Genomic DNA, 13,962 nt, shown 5'->3' on the forward strand with positions numbered 1-13,962 from the left:
CCCCAGGCCCCCGTGGAGGCAGAGCCGGAGCTTCCCGCCCCCCCGCAGGTCAGCGGCGAAGCGCTGCCGGTGCGCGTGTCCGGGCAGAAGCTGGACGCGCTGCTGGGCCGCAGCGGCGAACTGCGCGTGGCCATGCTGCGCCTGGAAGGCCACGCCGAATCCCTGGAGGCGCTGCGCGACGACGTGACCGGGCTGCGCGAGACGGTGCGCGGCACCACGTCCGAAACGACGCTGCGCCGCGTGGAGCTGGAGCTGGCGCGGGTGGCGCGCGTGCTGGCGCAGGACCGCCGCGCGCTGTTCCAGTCCTCCACCGGCCTGGATGACGAGGTGCGCCGCTCGCGCATGCTCCCCTTCGAGGAGGGCTGCACCGGCCTGGAGCGCGCCGCGCGCGACGTGGCGCATGGCCTGGGCCGGCGCGTGCGCATGGAGGTGCACGGCGGCGGACTGGACCTGGACCGCTCCCTGCTCCAGTCCCTGCGCGAACCGCTGCTGCACCTGGTGCGCAACGCGGTGGCGCACGGCCTGGAGGCGCCGGAGGAGCGCGTGCGCCACGGCAAGCCGGAGGAGGGCCGCGTGGTGCTGTCCGCGCGGCTTCGCGGCAGCCGGGTGGAGGTGGCGGTGGAGGACGACGGGCGCGGCCTGGACCTGGAGGCGCTGCGCGAGCGCGCGCGGGCCCGGGGCCTGGAGGCGCCCGAGGACGACGAGGAGGCGGCGCGGCTCGTGTTCCTGCCGGGCCTGTCCACCGCCGCGAAGGTGACGGCGGTGTCCGGCCGGGGCGTGGGCCTGGACGTGGTGCGCGCCCAGGTGGAGGCCCTGCGCGGCAGCGTGGAGGTGGTCTTCAAGGCGGGCCAGGGCACCCGCTTCACGCTGGACGTGCCCCTCACCCTGAGCACCCTGCGCGTGCTGCTGGTGGCCGCGGGCGGGCAGATATTGGCGCTCGCGAGCGAGGGCGTGGACCGGCTGTTGCGCCTGGCGCCTTCCGACGTGCGCGAGGTGGAGGGCCGCATGTCCTGGGTGACGCCGGACGCGCTGGTGCCGCTGGCGTCACTGGCGGGCGTGCTGGACCTGCCCGCGGGTCCGCCCAAGGCGCGGCCGTCCGCGGTGGTGCTGTCGGCGGGCACCGCGCAGGCGGCGCTGGTGGTGGACGAGGTCATCGCGGAGCAGGAGGTGCTGGTGCGCTCCCTGGGCAGCCGCGTGAAGCGGGCGCGGCACGTGGCCGCCGCGGCGGTGCTGCCGGATGGGCGCATGGCGCTCCTGCTCAACCCCGCGTCGCTGGTGCGGGCCGCGGGCGGGCGCCCCTCCGCCCACTTCTTCCCCACGCCCAAGGAGCAGGTGGCGCGCCGGCGCGTGGTGCTGGCGGACGACTCGCCCACGACGCGCATGCTGGAGCAGAGCATCCTGGAGGGCGCCGGCTACGACGTCACCGCGTGCGCGGATGGCGCGGAGGCGTGGGAGCGGCTCCAGGCGGGCGGCGCGGACGCGATGGTGCTGGACGTGGAGATGCCTCGCATGGATGGCTTCCAGGTGACGGAGGCCGTGCGCGCGTCGCCGCGCTTCGGACGGGTGCCGGTGGTGCTCGTCACGTCGCGTGAGAAGCCCGAGGACAAGGCGCGCGGGCTGCAGGCCGGTGCGAGTGCCTACATCGTGAAGAGCGCGTTTGATCCAACGAGCCTGCTGGAGACGCTGAGGCGACTGCTATGAAGACCGAACCGTTGCGCATCCTGGTGGCCGAGGACTCGCCCACCGCCCGGCGGCTGCTGGTGGAAATCCTGCGCACCGACCCGGCGCTCACCGTGGTGGGCGAGGCCAAGGACGGCCTGGAGGCGGTGGAGCTGTGCCAGCGGCTCCAGCCCAGCCTGGTGACGATGGACATCCAGATGCCGCGCATGGACGGCCTGGACGCCACCCGCCGCATCATGACGGAGGTGCCCACGCCCGTGGTGGTGGTGTCCACGCTGGTGGAGCGCGACATCCAGACGTCCATGGCCGCGCTGAGGGCCGGGGCGCTCGCGGTGCTCCAGAAGCCGGTGGGCCCGGAGTCGCCGGACTTCGAGGCGGACAGCCGCCGCCTGCGCGACACGCTCAAGGCCATGGCCCAGGTGAAGGTGGTGCGCCGCTGGCCGGACCGCGCCACGCCGCCTCCGCCCCCGCAGGAGGCGACGCCCACGCCCAGCACCCGCCCGCCGGCCGTGCTGGCCCTGGCCGCGTCCACCGGCGGCCCCGCCGCGCTCCACCGCATCCTGTCCGACCTGGGCACCCGGGAACCGGCGCCGCCCCCCATCCTGGTGGTGCAGCACATCGCGCTGGGCTTCGGCAACGGCCTGGCCACGTGGCTGGGCACGGCCACGAAGCTGCGGGTGAAGGTGGCCGAGGACGGCGAGCCGCTCGCGCCCGGCACCGTGTACCTGGCCCCGGACGACAAGCACCTGGGCGTCACCCAGGACCACCGCGCGCAGGTGTCCGGCGCCGCGCCCATCCAGGGCTTCCGGCCTTCCGCCAACTGGCTGTTCCGTTCCGTCGCGCGGGCCTATGGGCAGACGTCCCTGGCGGTGGTGCTCACCGGCATGGGTCAGGACGGCCTGGACGGCATCCGGGACCTGCACCAGGCAGGCGGGCGGGTGATCGCCCAGGATGAGGCGACCTCCGTGGTCTACGGCATGCCCGCGGTGGTGGTGGGGGCCAACCTGGCGCACGAGGTCCTGCCGCTCGGGCAGATCGCCCGCCGGCTGATGGCGCTCCTTCAACCGGGGGTGCGGCTCCCCTGAAGTGTTCGTTGAGTGAAAGTCATTCACCCGAACTTCCGCGCGGAATGGCGGCCCTGGCACGGAGTGTCAATATCGGGTCCAATGGGGCATCCCCTCGGCCCCCTTTTCCGATGAGCGCTCCCACGACTGGTCTGGCCTACGAAGCGGTCTTCGCCGCCATCCCCGACCCTGCCTACCTGTTGGATGGCACGGGCCGGCTGGTGTCGTGTAGCGCCGCGGGCGCCCGGGCACTCGGACGCGCCGCCGGAGAGCTGGCGGGGCGGCACTGGAGTGAGCTGGGGCTGCCGCAGGAGGCGCTGGGGGCCCTGGAGTCCGCGCGCGTCCGCGTGGTGACGCTGCGGGAGTCCACCACCGTGGAGGCGCCCTGGCCGGGTGCGCAGGGCGTCCGCCGGCACGCGCTGGTGCTCACGCCGCTGGGCACGGACGCGGACGCGTCTCCGGCCGTGCTGGTGACTGCGCGGGCGCTCACGGAAGCCGAGGCCGTCTATTCGCGCGCCCTGGAGCTGGAGCAGGCCGCGCGCGCGGAGGTGGAGACCGCCGAGCGCCGCCGTTCCTTCCTCTACCAGGCGATGACGACGCTGTTCACGCACCCGCCGGATCCGCAGGGCATGTACACGCTGCTCGCGCACCTGGCGGTGCCGGACCTGGCGGACTGGTGCCTGGTGGACGCGCTGGAGCAGGGCCCGTGGGTGGGCCGCGCGGCGGTGGCGTGCCTGGACCCGACGCAGCAGGAGCGCGCCCGGGGCCTGCCCATGCGCACGGAGGTCCGCGAGGACGCGCCGGTGGGCCTGCTGCGCGTGCTGCGCACGGGCGAGCCGGAGCTGGTGCCGGCGGTGACGGACTCGCTGCTTCGCGCCGCGGCGGCGGAGCCCGCGCACCCGGCGATGCTGGAGGCGCTCCAGGCTCGCTCGTACATGATCATCCCGCTGCGCGCGCGCGGCCACACGCTGGGCGCGGTGACGTTCGTGAGCTCCGGCTCCGGGCGCCGCTACGGTCCGGACGACCTGGCGCTGGCGGAAGACCTCTGCCTGCGCGCGAGCCTGGCCATCGACAACGCGCGGCTGGTGGGTGAGTCCCGCCGGGCGGCGCGTGCGCGCGAGGACCTGCTCGCCGTGGTGTCGCACGACCTGAAGAACCCGCTGGGCGTGGTGCAGCTGGGCGCGGCGCTGCTGCTTCGCGGCACCGCGGGCAAGCCGGGCGGCGAGGCGGTGGCGAAGCAGGCCACGCGCATCAACGACGCGGCCGAGCGCATGTCGCGGCTCATCTCCGACCTGCTGGACTGGGGCCGCCTGGAGGCGGGGCACCTGCCGCTGGAGCTGGGCGAGCACACCGCCGTGGCGCTGGCCACGGAGGCGCTGGAGGCCATCCGGCCGCTGGCGGAGGCCAAGGGGCTGCACCTGGAAGCGGACCTGCCCACGGAGGGGCTGCGCGTGAAGTGCGACCGCAGCCGCGTGCTCCAGGTGATGGGCAACCTGCTGGGCAACGCCGTGAAGTTCACCCCGCCGGGCGGCACGCTGGCGGTCAAGGCGGTGATGCGCGGCGGCGAGGTGTCCTTCGACGTGCGCGACACGGGCAACGGCATCACGCCGGACGCGCTGCCGCACATCTTCGACCGCTACTGGCAGGCGCGCGACGCGGCCAGCCGGGGCACCGGCCTGGGGCTGGCCATCGCCAAGGGCCTGGTGGAGGCGCACGGCGGCTCCATCCGCGCGGAGAGCATCCTGGGCACCGGCAGCGTCTTCACCTTCACGCTGCCCGTGGCGGCGCACATCGGCGTGCCCGCTCCGCAGGTCGCGGCCGCGGGCGGCATGTCGCGTCCGCGCGACACCTACGAGCACTGACGCGAAGGGGCGGCGGCTTCAGCGCCCCTTCTTGCGCGCGGGCGGGGTGAGCACCCGGCGCGCGTGCTCCAGGAAGGCGCGCAGCGCGGGCGATACCTGCGCGCGGTTGGGGAAGTAGAGGAAGAGGCCCGGCACGGACGCGGCGTACTCCTCCAGCACCCGGCGCAGCGTGCCCGTTCGCAGCTGCGCCTCCACCTGCGACTCCAGCACGTACGCCAGGCCCAGGCCGGCCTCCGCCAGCCCCAGCCAGACGCGCTCGTCGTTGGTGGTGACGGTGCCGCGCACCGGCAGCCGCCACGTGCGCGAGCCCTTCTCCAGGTCCCACGGCAGCAGCGCGCCGGTGTTGGACGAGCGGTAGGTGAAGCAGTCGTGCTGGAGCAGGTCCTTGGGCTTCAGCGGCGTGCCGTGGCGCTCCAGGTACTCCGGCGCGCCCACCACGACGAAGCGGAACGGGGGCGCCATCCGCACCGCCACCATGTCACGCTCCAGGTACTCCTCCAGCCGGATGCCCGCGTCGAAGCCCTCCGCGACGATGTCCGCCTTGCGGTTCTCCACCACCAGGTCCAGCTCCACCTGGGGATGCCGCTTCCGGAACGAGGCCAGCAGCGGCGTGAGGATGAAGGGCAGCGCGCTGGACGGCAGCGTCAGCCGCAGCGCGCCCGTCACCTCCCCGGGCCGCGAGGATGCGTCCTTGAGGGCCCCCAGGGCCTGCGCCACGCCCGGCCCTGCCTGCTCCACCAGCCTCCGTCCCGCCGCCGTCACCGCCACGCTGCGCGTCGTGCGGGACAACAGCGGCACGCCCAGCCGCGACTCCAGTTCCCGCACCGTGTGGCTCAGCGCGGAGGCGGACACGCCCAGCTCCGCCGCGGCGGCCGCGAAGCTGCGGTGCCGGGCGACGGCGAGGAACTGGTGCAACGCATTGAGCGGGGTGAGGGCCATTCCTGAGCTTTCCTCAGGAGTCCATCCAGATTCCAGCCGTACCCCTGGAGGCGGCCGTCCCCTATCCCTTGTCCTGTCTCGCGGCGCCGCACCCTTCCTTCGCGCGAGCAGGAGTCCTCCCATGGCATCCCCTTCCCTCGCCCTGTCTGGCCGCGTCGCGGTCATCACCGGCGCCTCCAGTGGCATTGGCGCCGCCACCGCCCTGCGCCTCGCGCGGGACGGCGCGAGCGTCGCCCTGCTCGCACGCCGCAAGGAGCGGCTGGACGCGCTCGTCTCCTCCATCACGCAGGCGGGTGGCCGGGCGCTCGCGCTGAGCACCGACGTGCGGGACGCGCGATCCGTGAAGGAGGCCGCGAAGGCCATCGCGGGCGAGCTGGGCGTCGCGGACCTGGTCCTCAACAACGCCGGCCTCATGCGGCCCACGCCCCTGGACACGCACCCCACGGAGGACTGGGAGCAGATGATTGATTTGAACGTGAAGGCCAGCGTGCGCGTCGTGGAGACCTTCGTGGAGCCGCTGCTGGCCGCGGCGAAGGCGGGCGGGCCGGCGGACCTCATCAACGTGTCGTCCGTCGCCGCGCAGGCGGTGTTCCCCAACTTCAACGTCTACGGCGCCACCAAGGCCGCCCTCACCCACCTGTCCCGCCACCTGCGCGCGGAGCTGGGCCCCCGCTTCGTCCGCGTGATGGCGCTGGAGCCGGGGCTGGTGGACACGGCGCTGCACGACGGCAACACCGACCCGGGCGCGCGGGCCTGGCTGGAGGGCGCCCGGAACACCCTCACCTGGATGTCGCCGGAGGAGGTCGCGGGCATCATCGCCTTCGCCACCGCCCTGCCCCGGCACATCAACTTCCAGCAGCTCACCCTCATGCCCACCCAGCAGGCCTGAGCCGCACCCCACGCCTGTTGCCGAGGTGGCCTTCAGCGTGCCATGCAGGCGCCTTATGTCCTTCATGCATCAGGCGCTGGTGTTCCTGGCCGCCACGGTCGTCGCCGTGCCCCTCTTCAAGAAGCTGGGGCTGGGCTCCGTGCTGGGCTACCTGGCGGTGGGCGCGGCCATCGGTCCGTATGGCGCGGGCCTCATCTCCGACGTGGAGAACATCCTCCACATCGCGGAGCTGGGCGTGGTGCTGCTGCTGTTCGTCATCGGGTTGGAATTGCAGCCATCGCGGTTGTGGAACCTGCGCCGCTCCGTGTTCGGCATGGGCGGCGCGCAGGTGCTGCTGACGGGCCTGCTGCTGGCGGGTGTGCTGATGACGGGCGTGGGCAAGGCGCTGGAGCTGTCCTGGGGCGCGGCCATCATCGCGGGCTTCGGGCTGTCGCTGTCCTCCACCGCGTTCGCGCTCCAGCTGCTCGCGGAGAAGAACCAGCTCACCACCGAGCACGGGCAGCTCGCCTTCGGCATCCTCCTGTTCCAGGACCTGGCCGTCATTCCGCTGCTGGCCGCGCTGCCGCTGCTGGGCGTGGCCGACACGCCGTCCACGGAGCCCGGGTGGCTGGTGGCGGCGAAGGCCGTGGGCGTGGTGTTGCTGGTGGTGGTGGCGGGCCGCTACCTGCTCAGGCCCGTGTTCCGCGCGGTGGCGTCCGTGCACAGCCAGGAGCTGTTCACCGCGACGGCGCTGCTCGTGGTCGTGGGCACCGCGTCGCTGGTCAGCGCGGTGGGCCTGTCCATGGCGCTGGGCGCGTTCCTCGCGGGCGTGCTGCTGTCGGAGTCCGAGTACCGCCACGAGCTGGAGGCGGACATCGAGCCCTTCAAGGGACTGCTCCTGGGTTTGTTCTTCATCGCCGTGGGCATGTCCGTGAACCTGGCGCTGCTCGCGCGCGAGCCGCTGCGCGTGCTGGCGCTGGTGCTGGGCCTCACCTTCCTCAAGGCGCTGGTGCTGTACGGGCTGGGACGCGTGGGGCTGCAGAAGCCGGGCTCCGCGCTGAGCCTGGCGGTGGTGATTTCGCAGGGCGGTGAGTTCGCCTTCGTCCTCTTCTCCCTGGCGGTGTCGTTCCACGTGATGAACCGCGCGCAGGCGGACCTGCTGGTGCTGGTGGTGGGCCTGTCCATGGCGGTGACGCCCTTCCTGTCCTTCATCCACGAGCGCTGGGTGGCGCCGCGCTTCAAGAAGAAGGGCCCGCAGCGCGAGTACGACGTGTCCCCGGAAGAGGACCACCCCGTCATCATCGCGGGCATGGGGCGCGTGGGGCAGGTGGTGGCCCGCCTGCTGCGCGCACGGCGCATCGGGTTCACCGCCATCGACGCGAGCGCGGAGCACATCGACTTCATCCAGCGCTTCGGCAACCAGGTGTTCTACGGCGACGCGTCCCGGCTGGACCTGCTCCGCGCCGCCCGCGCGGAGAAGGCCAAGGTGTTCGTGCTGGCCATCGACGACATGGCCGCGTCCCTGCGCACCGCGCAGATGGTGAAGGAGCACTTCCCGCACCTCACCATCTACGCGCGGGCGCGCAACCGCGAGCACGCGTACCGGCTGCTGGACCTGGGCGTCACCCACCTGGTGCGTGAGACGTTCGACGCGAGCCTCGTCATGGCCGGCGACGTGCTCCAGGAGATGGGCCTCACCTTCGCGGAGGCCCGCCGCTCCGTGGAGCGCTTCCGCGAGCACGACGAGGCCCTGATGCTGGAGAGCGCCAAGGTCTTCAAGGACGAGAAGAAGATGATGGAGGTCATCGTCCGCGCGCGCCGTGAGCTGGAGCAGCTGTTCGAGAAGGACGAAGCCGACCAGAAGTCGGCCTGAGGGGGGACTCGACCATGAGCGCCGACACCGCTGACTCCGCGGGACATCCGAAGTCCTCCTCCCGCCTCTACCTCTGGGTGCTGGCCGCCATCTTCGCGGGGGGCCTCCTGGGCCACTTCGCGCCCACCACGGCGGTGAAGCTCAAGCCGCTGGGGGACGCGTTCATCGCGCTGGTGAAGATGCTCATCTCCCCGGTCATCTTCCTGACCGTGGTGCTGGGCGTGGCCAACGTGGCGGACATGAAGAAGGTGGGCCGGGTGGGCGGCAAGGCGCTGCTCTACTTCGAGGTCATCTCCACGTTCGCCCTCATCATCGGCGCGCTGGTGGTGACGGTGCTCAAGCCGGGCTCGGGCTTCAACGTGGACCCGCGCACGCTGGACGCGAGCGCCGTGGCCCGCTTCGCCCAGCAGGCGCATGATCAGTCCACCTCCGGCTTCCTCTTGCACATCATCCCGCGCACCTTCGTGGACGCCTTCACCGGCGAAGGCGACCTGCTCCAGGTGCTGCTGCTGGCGCTGCTGTTCGGCTTCTCGCTGACGGCCATTGGCGCCACCGCGAAGCCCGTGGTCGTCCTCTTCGAGGCGCTCTCCAAGGCCTTCTTCCACATGATTGGCACGGTGATGAAGCTGGCGCCCATTGGCGCGGGCGCGTCCATGGCCTTCACGCTGGGCGCCTACGGCGTCACCAGCCTGGGACCGCTCCTGCGCCTGATGGGCTGCTTCTATCTGGCGTGCGTGCTGTTCGTCGTGGGCGTGCTGGGGCTCGTCGCGCGGCTGACGGGCTTCTCCATCCTGAAGTTCCTGCGCTACATCCGCGCGGAGCTGTTCCTGGTGCTGGGCACGTCGTCGTCGGAGTCCGCGCTGGTGCCGCTGATGCAGAAGCTGGAGCGGCTGGGCTGCTCCAAGTCCGTCGTGGGGCTGGTGGTGCCCAGCGGCTATTCCTTCAACCTGGACGGCACCAACATCTACCTCACCATGGCGGCGCTGTTCGTGGCCCAGGCGCTCAACGTGGACCTCACGCTCACGCAGACGGCGACGCTGCTGGGCGTGGCGATGCTCACGTCCAAGGGCGCCTCCGGCGTGACGGGCGCGGGCTTCATCACCCTGGCCGCGACGCTGGCCGTGGTGCCGTCCGTGCCGGTGGCGGGGCTGGCGCTCATCCTGGGCATCGACCGGTTCATGAGCGAGGCGCGCGCGCTCACCAACTTCATTGGCAACGGCGTCGCCAGCATCGTCGTGTCCCGCTGGGAGAACGAACTGGACCGCGAGCGGCTGCGCGCCGAGCTCAACGGTCAGTCCGTCCCCGAGGCCCCGCCGGCCGACGCGGGCACCCCGGCCTGAGCGCCGGCCCGAGCATCCGGGGGCTGCTCAGGGATGCGCCACCGCGTCGCGCACCGCGGCCTTCAGCACGTCCAGGTCCACCGGCTTGTCCAGCAACTGCCGGGCGCCCAGCCGCAGCGCCTCCGCGTGGGTCTCCTCGTCCGCGAACGCGCTGAGCAGCAGCACCGGGCACGCGATGCCCTGCGCGCGCAGCCGCCCGAGCGCCTCCAGGCCGCTGCGCCCCGGCATGCGCACGTCGCTGACGATGAGGTCCGGCGGGGCGAGCGTGCCCCCGTGACCCTGCATCATCGCCACGTAGTCACCCAGCTCGTAGCCGTCCTCCACCTCCACCACCGTGTAGCCCGCGCGCATCAGCGTGCGCACGAGCATCGCGCGCATCGCGTCGTCGTCCTCGGCGACCAGGATGCGCACGGCGGACGTCGCTTCTTCTTGAGGAGGTGCGTTCGTCATTCGGATGCGGAGGAGCACAGCGCATGCCACGTGCCTGCGTCCGCTGCCCTGAAGGGACGTGGATCCGTCATGCCCGAGAGGTTCCGGGGCATCCTGCCCCCGCCGGGGCAATGTGCCCCAGGCATGCATGGACATCCTGCCCCGCGTTGGCAGCGCTCCCCTGTGGAGCGTGGCTTGGCATGGCCGATGCTCTAGCTCCCGGTCAGCCCCGCACCCACTTCTCGCGGGCCTGACACGGAGTCTCTCCATGAAGCGCACTTCCGCCCTCGTCCTCGGTCTGTCCCTGTCCCTCGCCTCTGGCGCCTTCGCCGCCGAGGCCAAGCCCGCCAAGAGCGCGCCCGCCGCCCAGGCGAAGGCCGGCACCAAGGCGAAGAAGGCGAAGCAGCCGGGCAGCCAGAAGGCCCCCGCCGCTCCGGCCGAAGGCTCGAGCAGCAACTAGTCACACGCAGTCGTGACGCAGCACCCGCGGTACTCGTAGCGTACCTCCCCGGTCCGTGTGTTCCTTCCCCCTCACGCACGAACCGGGGGTTGCCTCTTCGTGAAGCTCGCTCGCAAATTCACCCTGGCCCTGGTGCTGCTCGCCGTCGCGGTGATGGCCGGCCTCCAGGCGTTCCAGGTCAACCGGGAGCTCGCCCGGTCGGAAATCGACACGCAGCATGACCACCGCCTGCTCGGCCACACGCTGGCGGGCTCCATTGGCAAGGCGTGGCAGCTGGCGGGCGAGTCCGAAGCGCTCACGCTCCTCAACCAGGCCAACCGCTTCCAGGAACAGGTGCGGCTGCGCTGGGTGTGGCTGGACGGCGGACCGGGCTCCGGCTTCGCCCCGGCGCTGCCCCCGGCCCTGCTGGTCAGCCTGCGCGCGGGCAATGACGGTTGGGTGATGGACGCGTCCACCAGCCCTGGCGTGCTGCGCTCGTACACGCCGGTGTTCCTGGGCCGGCGCATGGGCGCCATTGAAATCACCGAGTCCATGTCCGAGCAGGAGCAGCACGTGCGCACCACGGTGCTGGGCACCGTCATCGCCACGGCGGCGCTCTCCGTGTTCTTCCTGCTGGCCGCCATGGCCATGGGCCGCCGGCTGGTGGGACGGCCCGTGGAGCAGCTGGTGCATCTGGCGGGACGGATTGGCGAGGGCGACCTCACCGCGCGCGTGCCCCTGCGGCGCGAGCGCGGCGACGAACTGACGACGCTGGCGGTGGCCATGAACCGGATGGGTGAGCAACTGGAGGAGACGCGGGCGCGGCTGGCGTCGGAGACAGCGGCCCGGCTGGCCACGGTGGAGCACCTGCGGCACGCCGACCGGCTCACCACCGTGGGCAAGCTCGCGTCCGGCGTGGCGCACGAGCTGGGCACGCCGCTCAACGTGGTGATGGGCCGCGCGAAGATGGTGTCCTCCGGCGAGGCAGAGGGCGACGAGGTGAACGAGTGCGCCCGCATCATCTTCCAGCAGGCGCAGCACATGACCGGCATCATCCGGCAGCTCCTGGACTTCGCGCGCAGGCGCACCCCGTCGCGCGCGCCGGAGGACCTGTCGCTCCTGGCGGAGCGCACGTTCTCCCTGCTCAAGCCCATGGCCACCAAGAAGGGCGTGGCGCTGTCGCAGGAGGTGCCCGCGGGCTTCACCGTGGAGGTGGACGCGGGGCAGTTCCAGCAGGTGCTCACGAACCTGGTGATGAACGGCCTCCACGCGATGGGCCGCCCCGGCACGCTGCGGGTGCGCTCGCAGGTCCTGCGCGCCACGCCTCCCGCGGACGTGGGCGGGGCGGAGCAGGACTGGGTGCGGCTGGACGTGGAGGATGAGGGCTCGGGCATCCCCGCGGACGTGCTGCCCCACGTCTTCGAACCCTTCTTCACCACCAAGGACGTGGGCGAGGGAACGGGGCTTGGCCTGTCCGTCTCCTATGGGATGGTGCGGGACCACGGCGGCTGGATTGACGTGAAAAGCGAGCCGGGCCGTGGGAGTTGTTTCTCCATCTACCTGCCGCCGGGGACGCACGCATGCCAGGCCGCATCCTGATTGTCGAAGACGAGCGCGAGATGCGCACCATGGTGGAGAAGGGCCTCCAGCGCCGGGGCTTCCAGCCCGTGGCCGTGGCCGCCGCGGACGAAGCGCTCCAGCGGCTGTCCGGTGAGGACTTCGACACGGTGCTCACCGACCTGCGCATGCCGGGCATGGATGGCCTGGCGCTGTGCGAGCGCATCGTGCTCAACCGGCCGGACATCCCCGTGGTGGTCGTCACCGCCTTCGGCAGCCTGGAGACGGCGGTGGCCGCCATCCGCGCGGGCGCCTACGACTTCATCACCAAGCCCATCGACCTGGACGCGCTGGTGCTGGTGCTGGAGCGCGCCGTGCAACACCGCGCCCTGCGCGCGGAGGTACGCCGCCTGCGGGAGGCCCTGGACCAGCGCCAGGACGACGGCGCGCTCGTGGGAGAGAGCCCCGCGCTCAAGCAGGCGTACGCGCTCATCGACCGGGTGGCGGACGTGGACGCCACGGTGCTGATTACCGGTGAGAGCGGCACGGGCAAGGAGGTGGCCGCGCGGGCGCTCCACGCGCGGGGCCGGCGCAAGGAGGGGCCCTTCGTGGCCATCAACTGCGCGGCCATGCCGGAGCAGCTGCTGGAGAGCGAGCTGTTCGGCCACGCGAAGGGCGCCTTCACCGACGCGAAGGCCTCGCGCACGGGCCTCTTCGTGAAGGCCAACGGAGGCACGCTGTTCCTGGATGAAGTGGGCGAGCTGCCCATGACGCTCCAGCCCAAGCTGCTGCGCGCGTTGCAGGAGCGCGTGGTGCGCCCGGTGGGCGGGGACACGGAGATGCCGTTCGACGCGCGCATCGTCGCGGCGACGAACCGCGACCTGGAGCTGGCGGTGGAGGAGAACCGCTTCCGCGAGGACCTCTACTACCGGCTCAACGTCATTGGCCTGGAGCTGCCCCCACTTCGCGCGCGCGGCAATGACGTGCTCCTCTTGTCACAGCGCTTCGTGGAGCAGTTCGCGACCCGCACGGGCAAGAAGGTGGTGGGGCTGTCCCCCGCGGCGGCGCAGCGCCTGCTGGCGTACGGCTGGCCGGGCAACGTGCGCGAATTGCAGAACTGCATCGAGCGCGCCGTGGCGCTCACGTCCTTCGAACAGCTCACGGTGGACGACCTGCCGGAGCGCATCCGCAACTACAGCACGCCGCGCGTGGTGCCGGAGAACACGGACGCGTCGGAGCTGGTGACGCTGGAGGAGCTGGAGCGCCGCTACATCCACCGCGTGCTGGAGGCGGTGGGCGGCAGCCGCACGCTGGCCGCGCGCATCCTGGGTGTGGACCGCAAGACGCTCTACCGGAAGCTGGAACGCGGCGACACCGAACCCAAGGAGCCGCGCGAGGCGAAGAAGCCCTGACCTGGGGAGGGGCCGCTCCCCCGGGCAAAGGCACACACATCCCCCCGGGTGGCGTCCGCCCCCCCGATTCCCAGCACATGGGAGACCGCGATCCATCCGCTCCGGCCACAACCATCCGCCATGGACGCACCCGCCAGAGGTCCGGAAGGTGGCGTGGCGCGCGGAAGCCCATCATCCCTCGGGGCGGGCCCCCGCTTTGCCTCGCGCGGGGTATGGTTCTGGAGGATGCGTTCCGTTCCCTTCCAGCCCGGGGTTTTCTGTCGCGTGAAGGACCTCGCGCGTGCAGTGGGCGACAAGAACGTCACTGACCCGTTTCATCCCAGAGGTTTCTCCTTACCCTCGGAAATCCACGAGTCCGCGAATCCCGTAACGGGCGGACAGGACGCCTTCCGCCATCCTGGTTCCATGTCCCGGTGTTGAAGCCGGGCACGCTCCAAAGCATCACCGTGTTTCCCACCTGAAGGGACCCCGTTCCCCGCACCCCGACGACGACCTGCCG

The 13,962-nt window shown here is 72.0% G+C and carries 11 protein-coding genes; 9 read left to right on the forward strand and 2 right to left on the reverse strand.

The features are described 5' to 3' along the window. The 3 genes from D7X32_RS38300 to D7X32_RS38310 form a co-directional block, all read left to right on the forward strand. A partial coding sequence (locus D7X32_RS38300) for a hybrid sensor histidine kinase/response regulator (RefSeq protein ID WP_147450432.1) occupies positions 1 to 1,701 on the forward strand: 1,701 nt, incomplete at its 5' end. Further along, positions 1,698 to 2,765, forward strand: a complete 1,068-nt coding sequence (gene cheB / locus D7X32_RS38305) for a chemotaxis-specific protein-glutamate methyltransferase CheB (protein ID WP_120607474.1) — start codon at positions 1,698 to 1,700, stop codon at positions 2,763 to 2,765. The genes D7X32_RS38300 and cheB, both read left to right, overlap by 4 nt. A 110-nt stretch (positions 2,766 to 2,875) precedes the next feature. Then, entirely contained in the window at positions 2,876 to 4,606 is a 1,731-nt protein-coding gene (locus tag D7X32_RS38310) for a sensor histidine kinase (RefSeq protein WP_120607475.1), read from the forward strand. An 18-nt stretch (positions 4,607 to 4,624) separates the two neighbouring features. On the opposite strand, the gene D7X32_RS38315 is transcribed toward D7X32_RS38310, so the two are convergent. Next, positions 4,625 to 5,545 (reverse strand): LysR family transcriptional regulator, encoded by a 921-nt coding sequence (locus tag D7X32_RS38315; protein ID WP_120607476.1) that lies wholly within the window; start codon positions 5,543 to 5,545, stop codon positions 4,625 to 4,627. A gap of 121 nt (positions 5,546 to 5,666) precedes the next feature. Between D7X32_RS38315 and D7X32_RS38320 the strand changes: the two genes are divergently transcribed. Genes D7X32_RS38320 through D7X32_RS38330 form a run of 3 tightly spaced genes read left to right on the forward strand, consistent with a single transcriptional unit; the run spans position 5,667 to position 9,626 of the window. Then, complete coding sequence (locus tag D7X32_RS38320; RefSeq protein WP_120607477.1) at positions 5,667 to 6,434, forward strand: SDR family oxidoreductase; 768 nt, start codon at positions 5,667 to 5,669, stop codon at positions 6,432 to 6,434. 55 nt (positions 6,435 to 6,489) lie between these two features. Further along, complete coding sequence (locus tag D7X32_RS38325; RefSeq protein ID WP_120607478.1) at positions 6,490 to 8,286, forward strand: monovalent cation:proton antiporter-2 (CPA2) family protein; 1,797 nt, start codon at positions 6,490 to 6,492, stop codon at positions 8,284 to 8,286. 14 nt (positions 8,287 to 8,300) lie between these two features. Then, positions 8,301 to 9,626 carry a dicarboxylate/amino acid:cation symporter gene (locus D7X32_RS38330; protein WP_120607479.1) on the forward strand — a complete coding sequence of 442 codons (1,326 nt, stop codon included), beginning with the start codon at positions 8,301 to 8,303 and terminating at the stop codon, positions 9,624 to 9,626. A 27-nt stretch (positions 9,627 to 9,653) separates the two neighbouring features. On the opposite strand, the gene D7X32_RS38335 is transcribed toward D7X32_RS38330, so the two are convergent. Continuing rightward, complete coding sequence (locus D7X32_RS38335; protein WP_244239415.1) at positions 9,654 to 10,037, reverse strand: response regulator; 384 nt, start codon at positions 10,035 to 10,037, stop codon at positions 9,654 to 9,656. 286 nt (positions 10,038 to 10,323) lie between these two features. On the opposite strand from D7X32_RS38335, the gene D7X32_RS38340 reads away from it, so the two are divergent. The 3 genes from D7X32_RS38340 (at position 10,324) to D7X32_RS38350 (ending at position 13,463) form a co-directional block, all read left to right on the forward strand. Beyond that, positions 10,324 to 10,515 carry a hypothetical protein gene (locus D7X32_RS38340; protein ID WP_120607481.1) on the forward strand — a complete coding sequence of 64 codons (192 nt, stop codon included), beginning with the start codon at positions 10,324 to 10,326 and terminating at the stop codon, positions 10,513 to 10,515. Positions 10,516 to 10,614: 99 nt separating this feature from the next. Beyond that, on the forward strand, positions 10,615 to 12,093 hold the full coding sequence (locus tag D7X32_RS38345) for a sensor histidine kinase (protein WP_120607482.1): 1,479 nt from the start codon (positions 10,615 to 10,617) through the stop codon (positions 12,091 to 12,093). Beyond that, the gene (locus D7X32_RS38350; RefSeq protein WP_120607483.1) at positions 12,075 to 13,463 is read left to right on the forward strand and encodes a sigma-54-dependent transcriptional regulator; all 1,389 of its coding nucleotides are present in this window, start codon (positions 12,075 to 12,077) and stop codon (positions 13,461 to 13,463) included. Before D7X32_RS38345 ends, D7X32_RS38350 begins: the two co-directional genes overlap by 19 nt. Positions 13,464 to 13,962: the final 499 nt, after the last annotated feature.

It is taken from the genome of Corallococcus carmarthensis, from assembly GCF_003611695.1.
In the GTDB taxonomy this organism is placed as follows: Bacteria; Myxococcota; Myxococcia; order Myxococcales; family Myxococcaceae; genus Corallococcus; species Corallococcus carmarthensis.

Excerpts from the sequence above, each read along its gene's own strand:
- cheB (WP_120607474.1), top strand. The coding sequence starts at position 1,698 with ATGAAGACCGAACCGTTGCGCATCCTGGTGGCCGAGGACTCGCCCACC.
- D7X32_RS38310 (WP_120607475.1), top strand. The coding sequence starts at position 2,876 with ATGAGCGCTCCCACGACTGGTCTGGCCTACGAAGCGGTCTTCGCCGCC.
- D7X32_RS38315 (WP_120607476.1), bottom strand. The coding sequence starts at position 5,545 with ATGGCCCTCACCCCGCTCAATGCGTTGCACCAGTTCCTCGCCGTCGCC.
- D7X32_RS38320 (WP_120607477.1), top strand. The coding sequence starts at position 5,667 with ATGGCATCCCCTTCCCTCGCCCTGTCTGGCCGCGTCGCGGTCATCACC.
- D7X32_RS38325 (WP_120607478.1), top strand. The coding sequence starts at position 6,490 with ATGTCCTTCATGCATCAGGCGCTGGTGTTCCTGGCCGCCACGGTCGTC.
- D7X32_RS38330 (WP_120607479.1), top strand. The coding sequence starts at position 8,301 with ATGAGCGCCGACACCGCTGACTCCGCGGGACATCCGAAGTCCTCCTCC.
- D7X32_RS38340 (WP_120607481.1), top strand. The coding sequence starts at position 10,324 with ATGAAGCGCACTTCCGCCCTCGTCCTCGGTCTGTCCCTGTCCCTCGCC.
- D7X32_RS38350 (WP_120607483.1), top strand. The coding sequence starts at position 12,075 with ATGCCAGGCCGCATCCTGATTGTCGAAGACGAGCGCGAGATGCGCACC.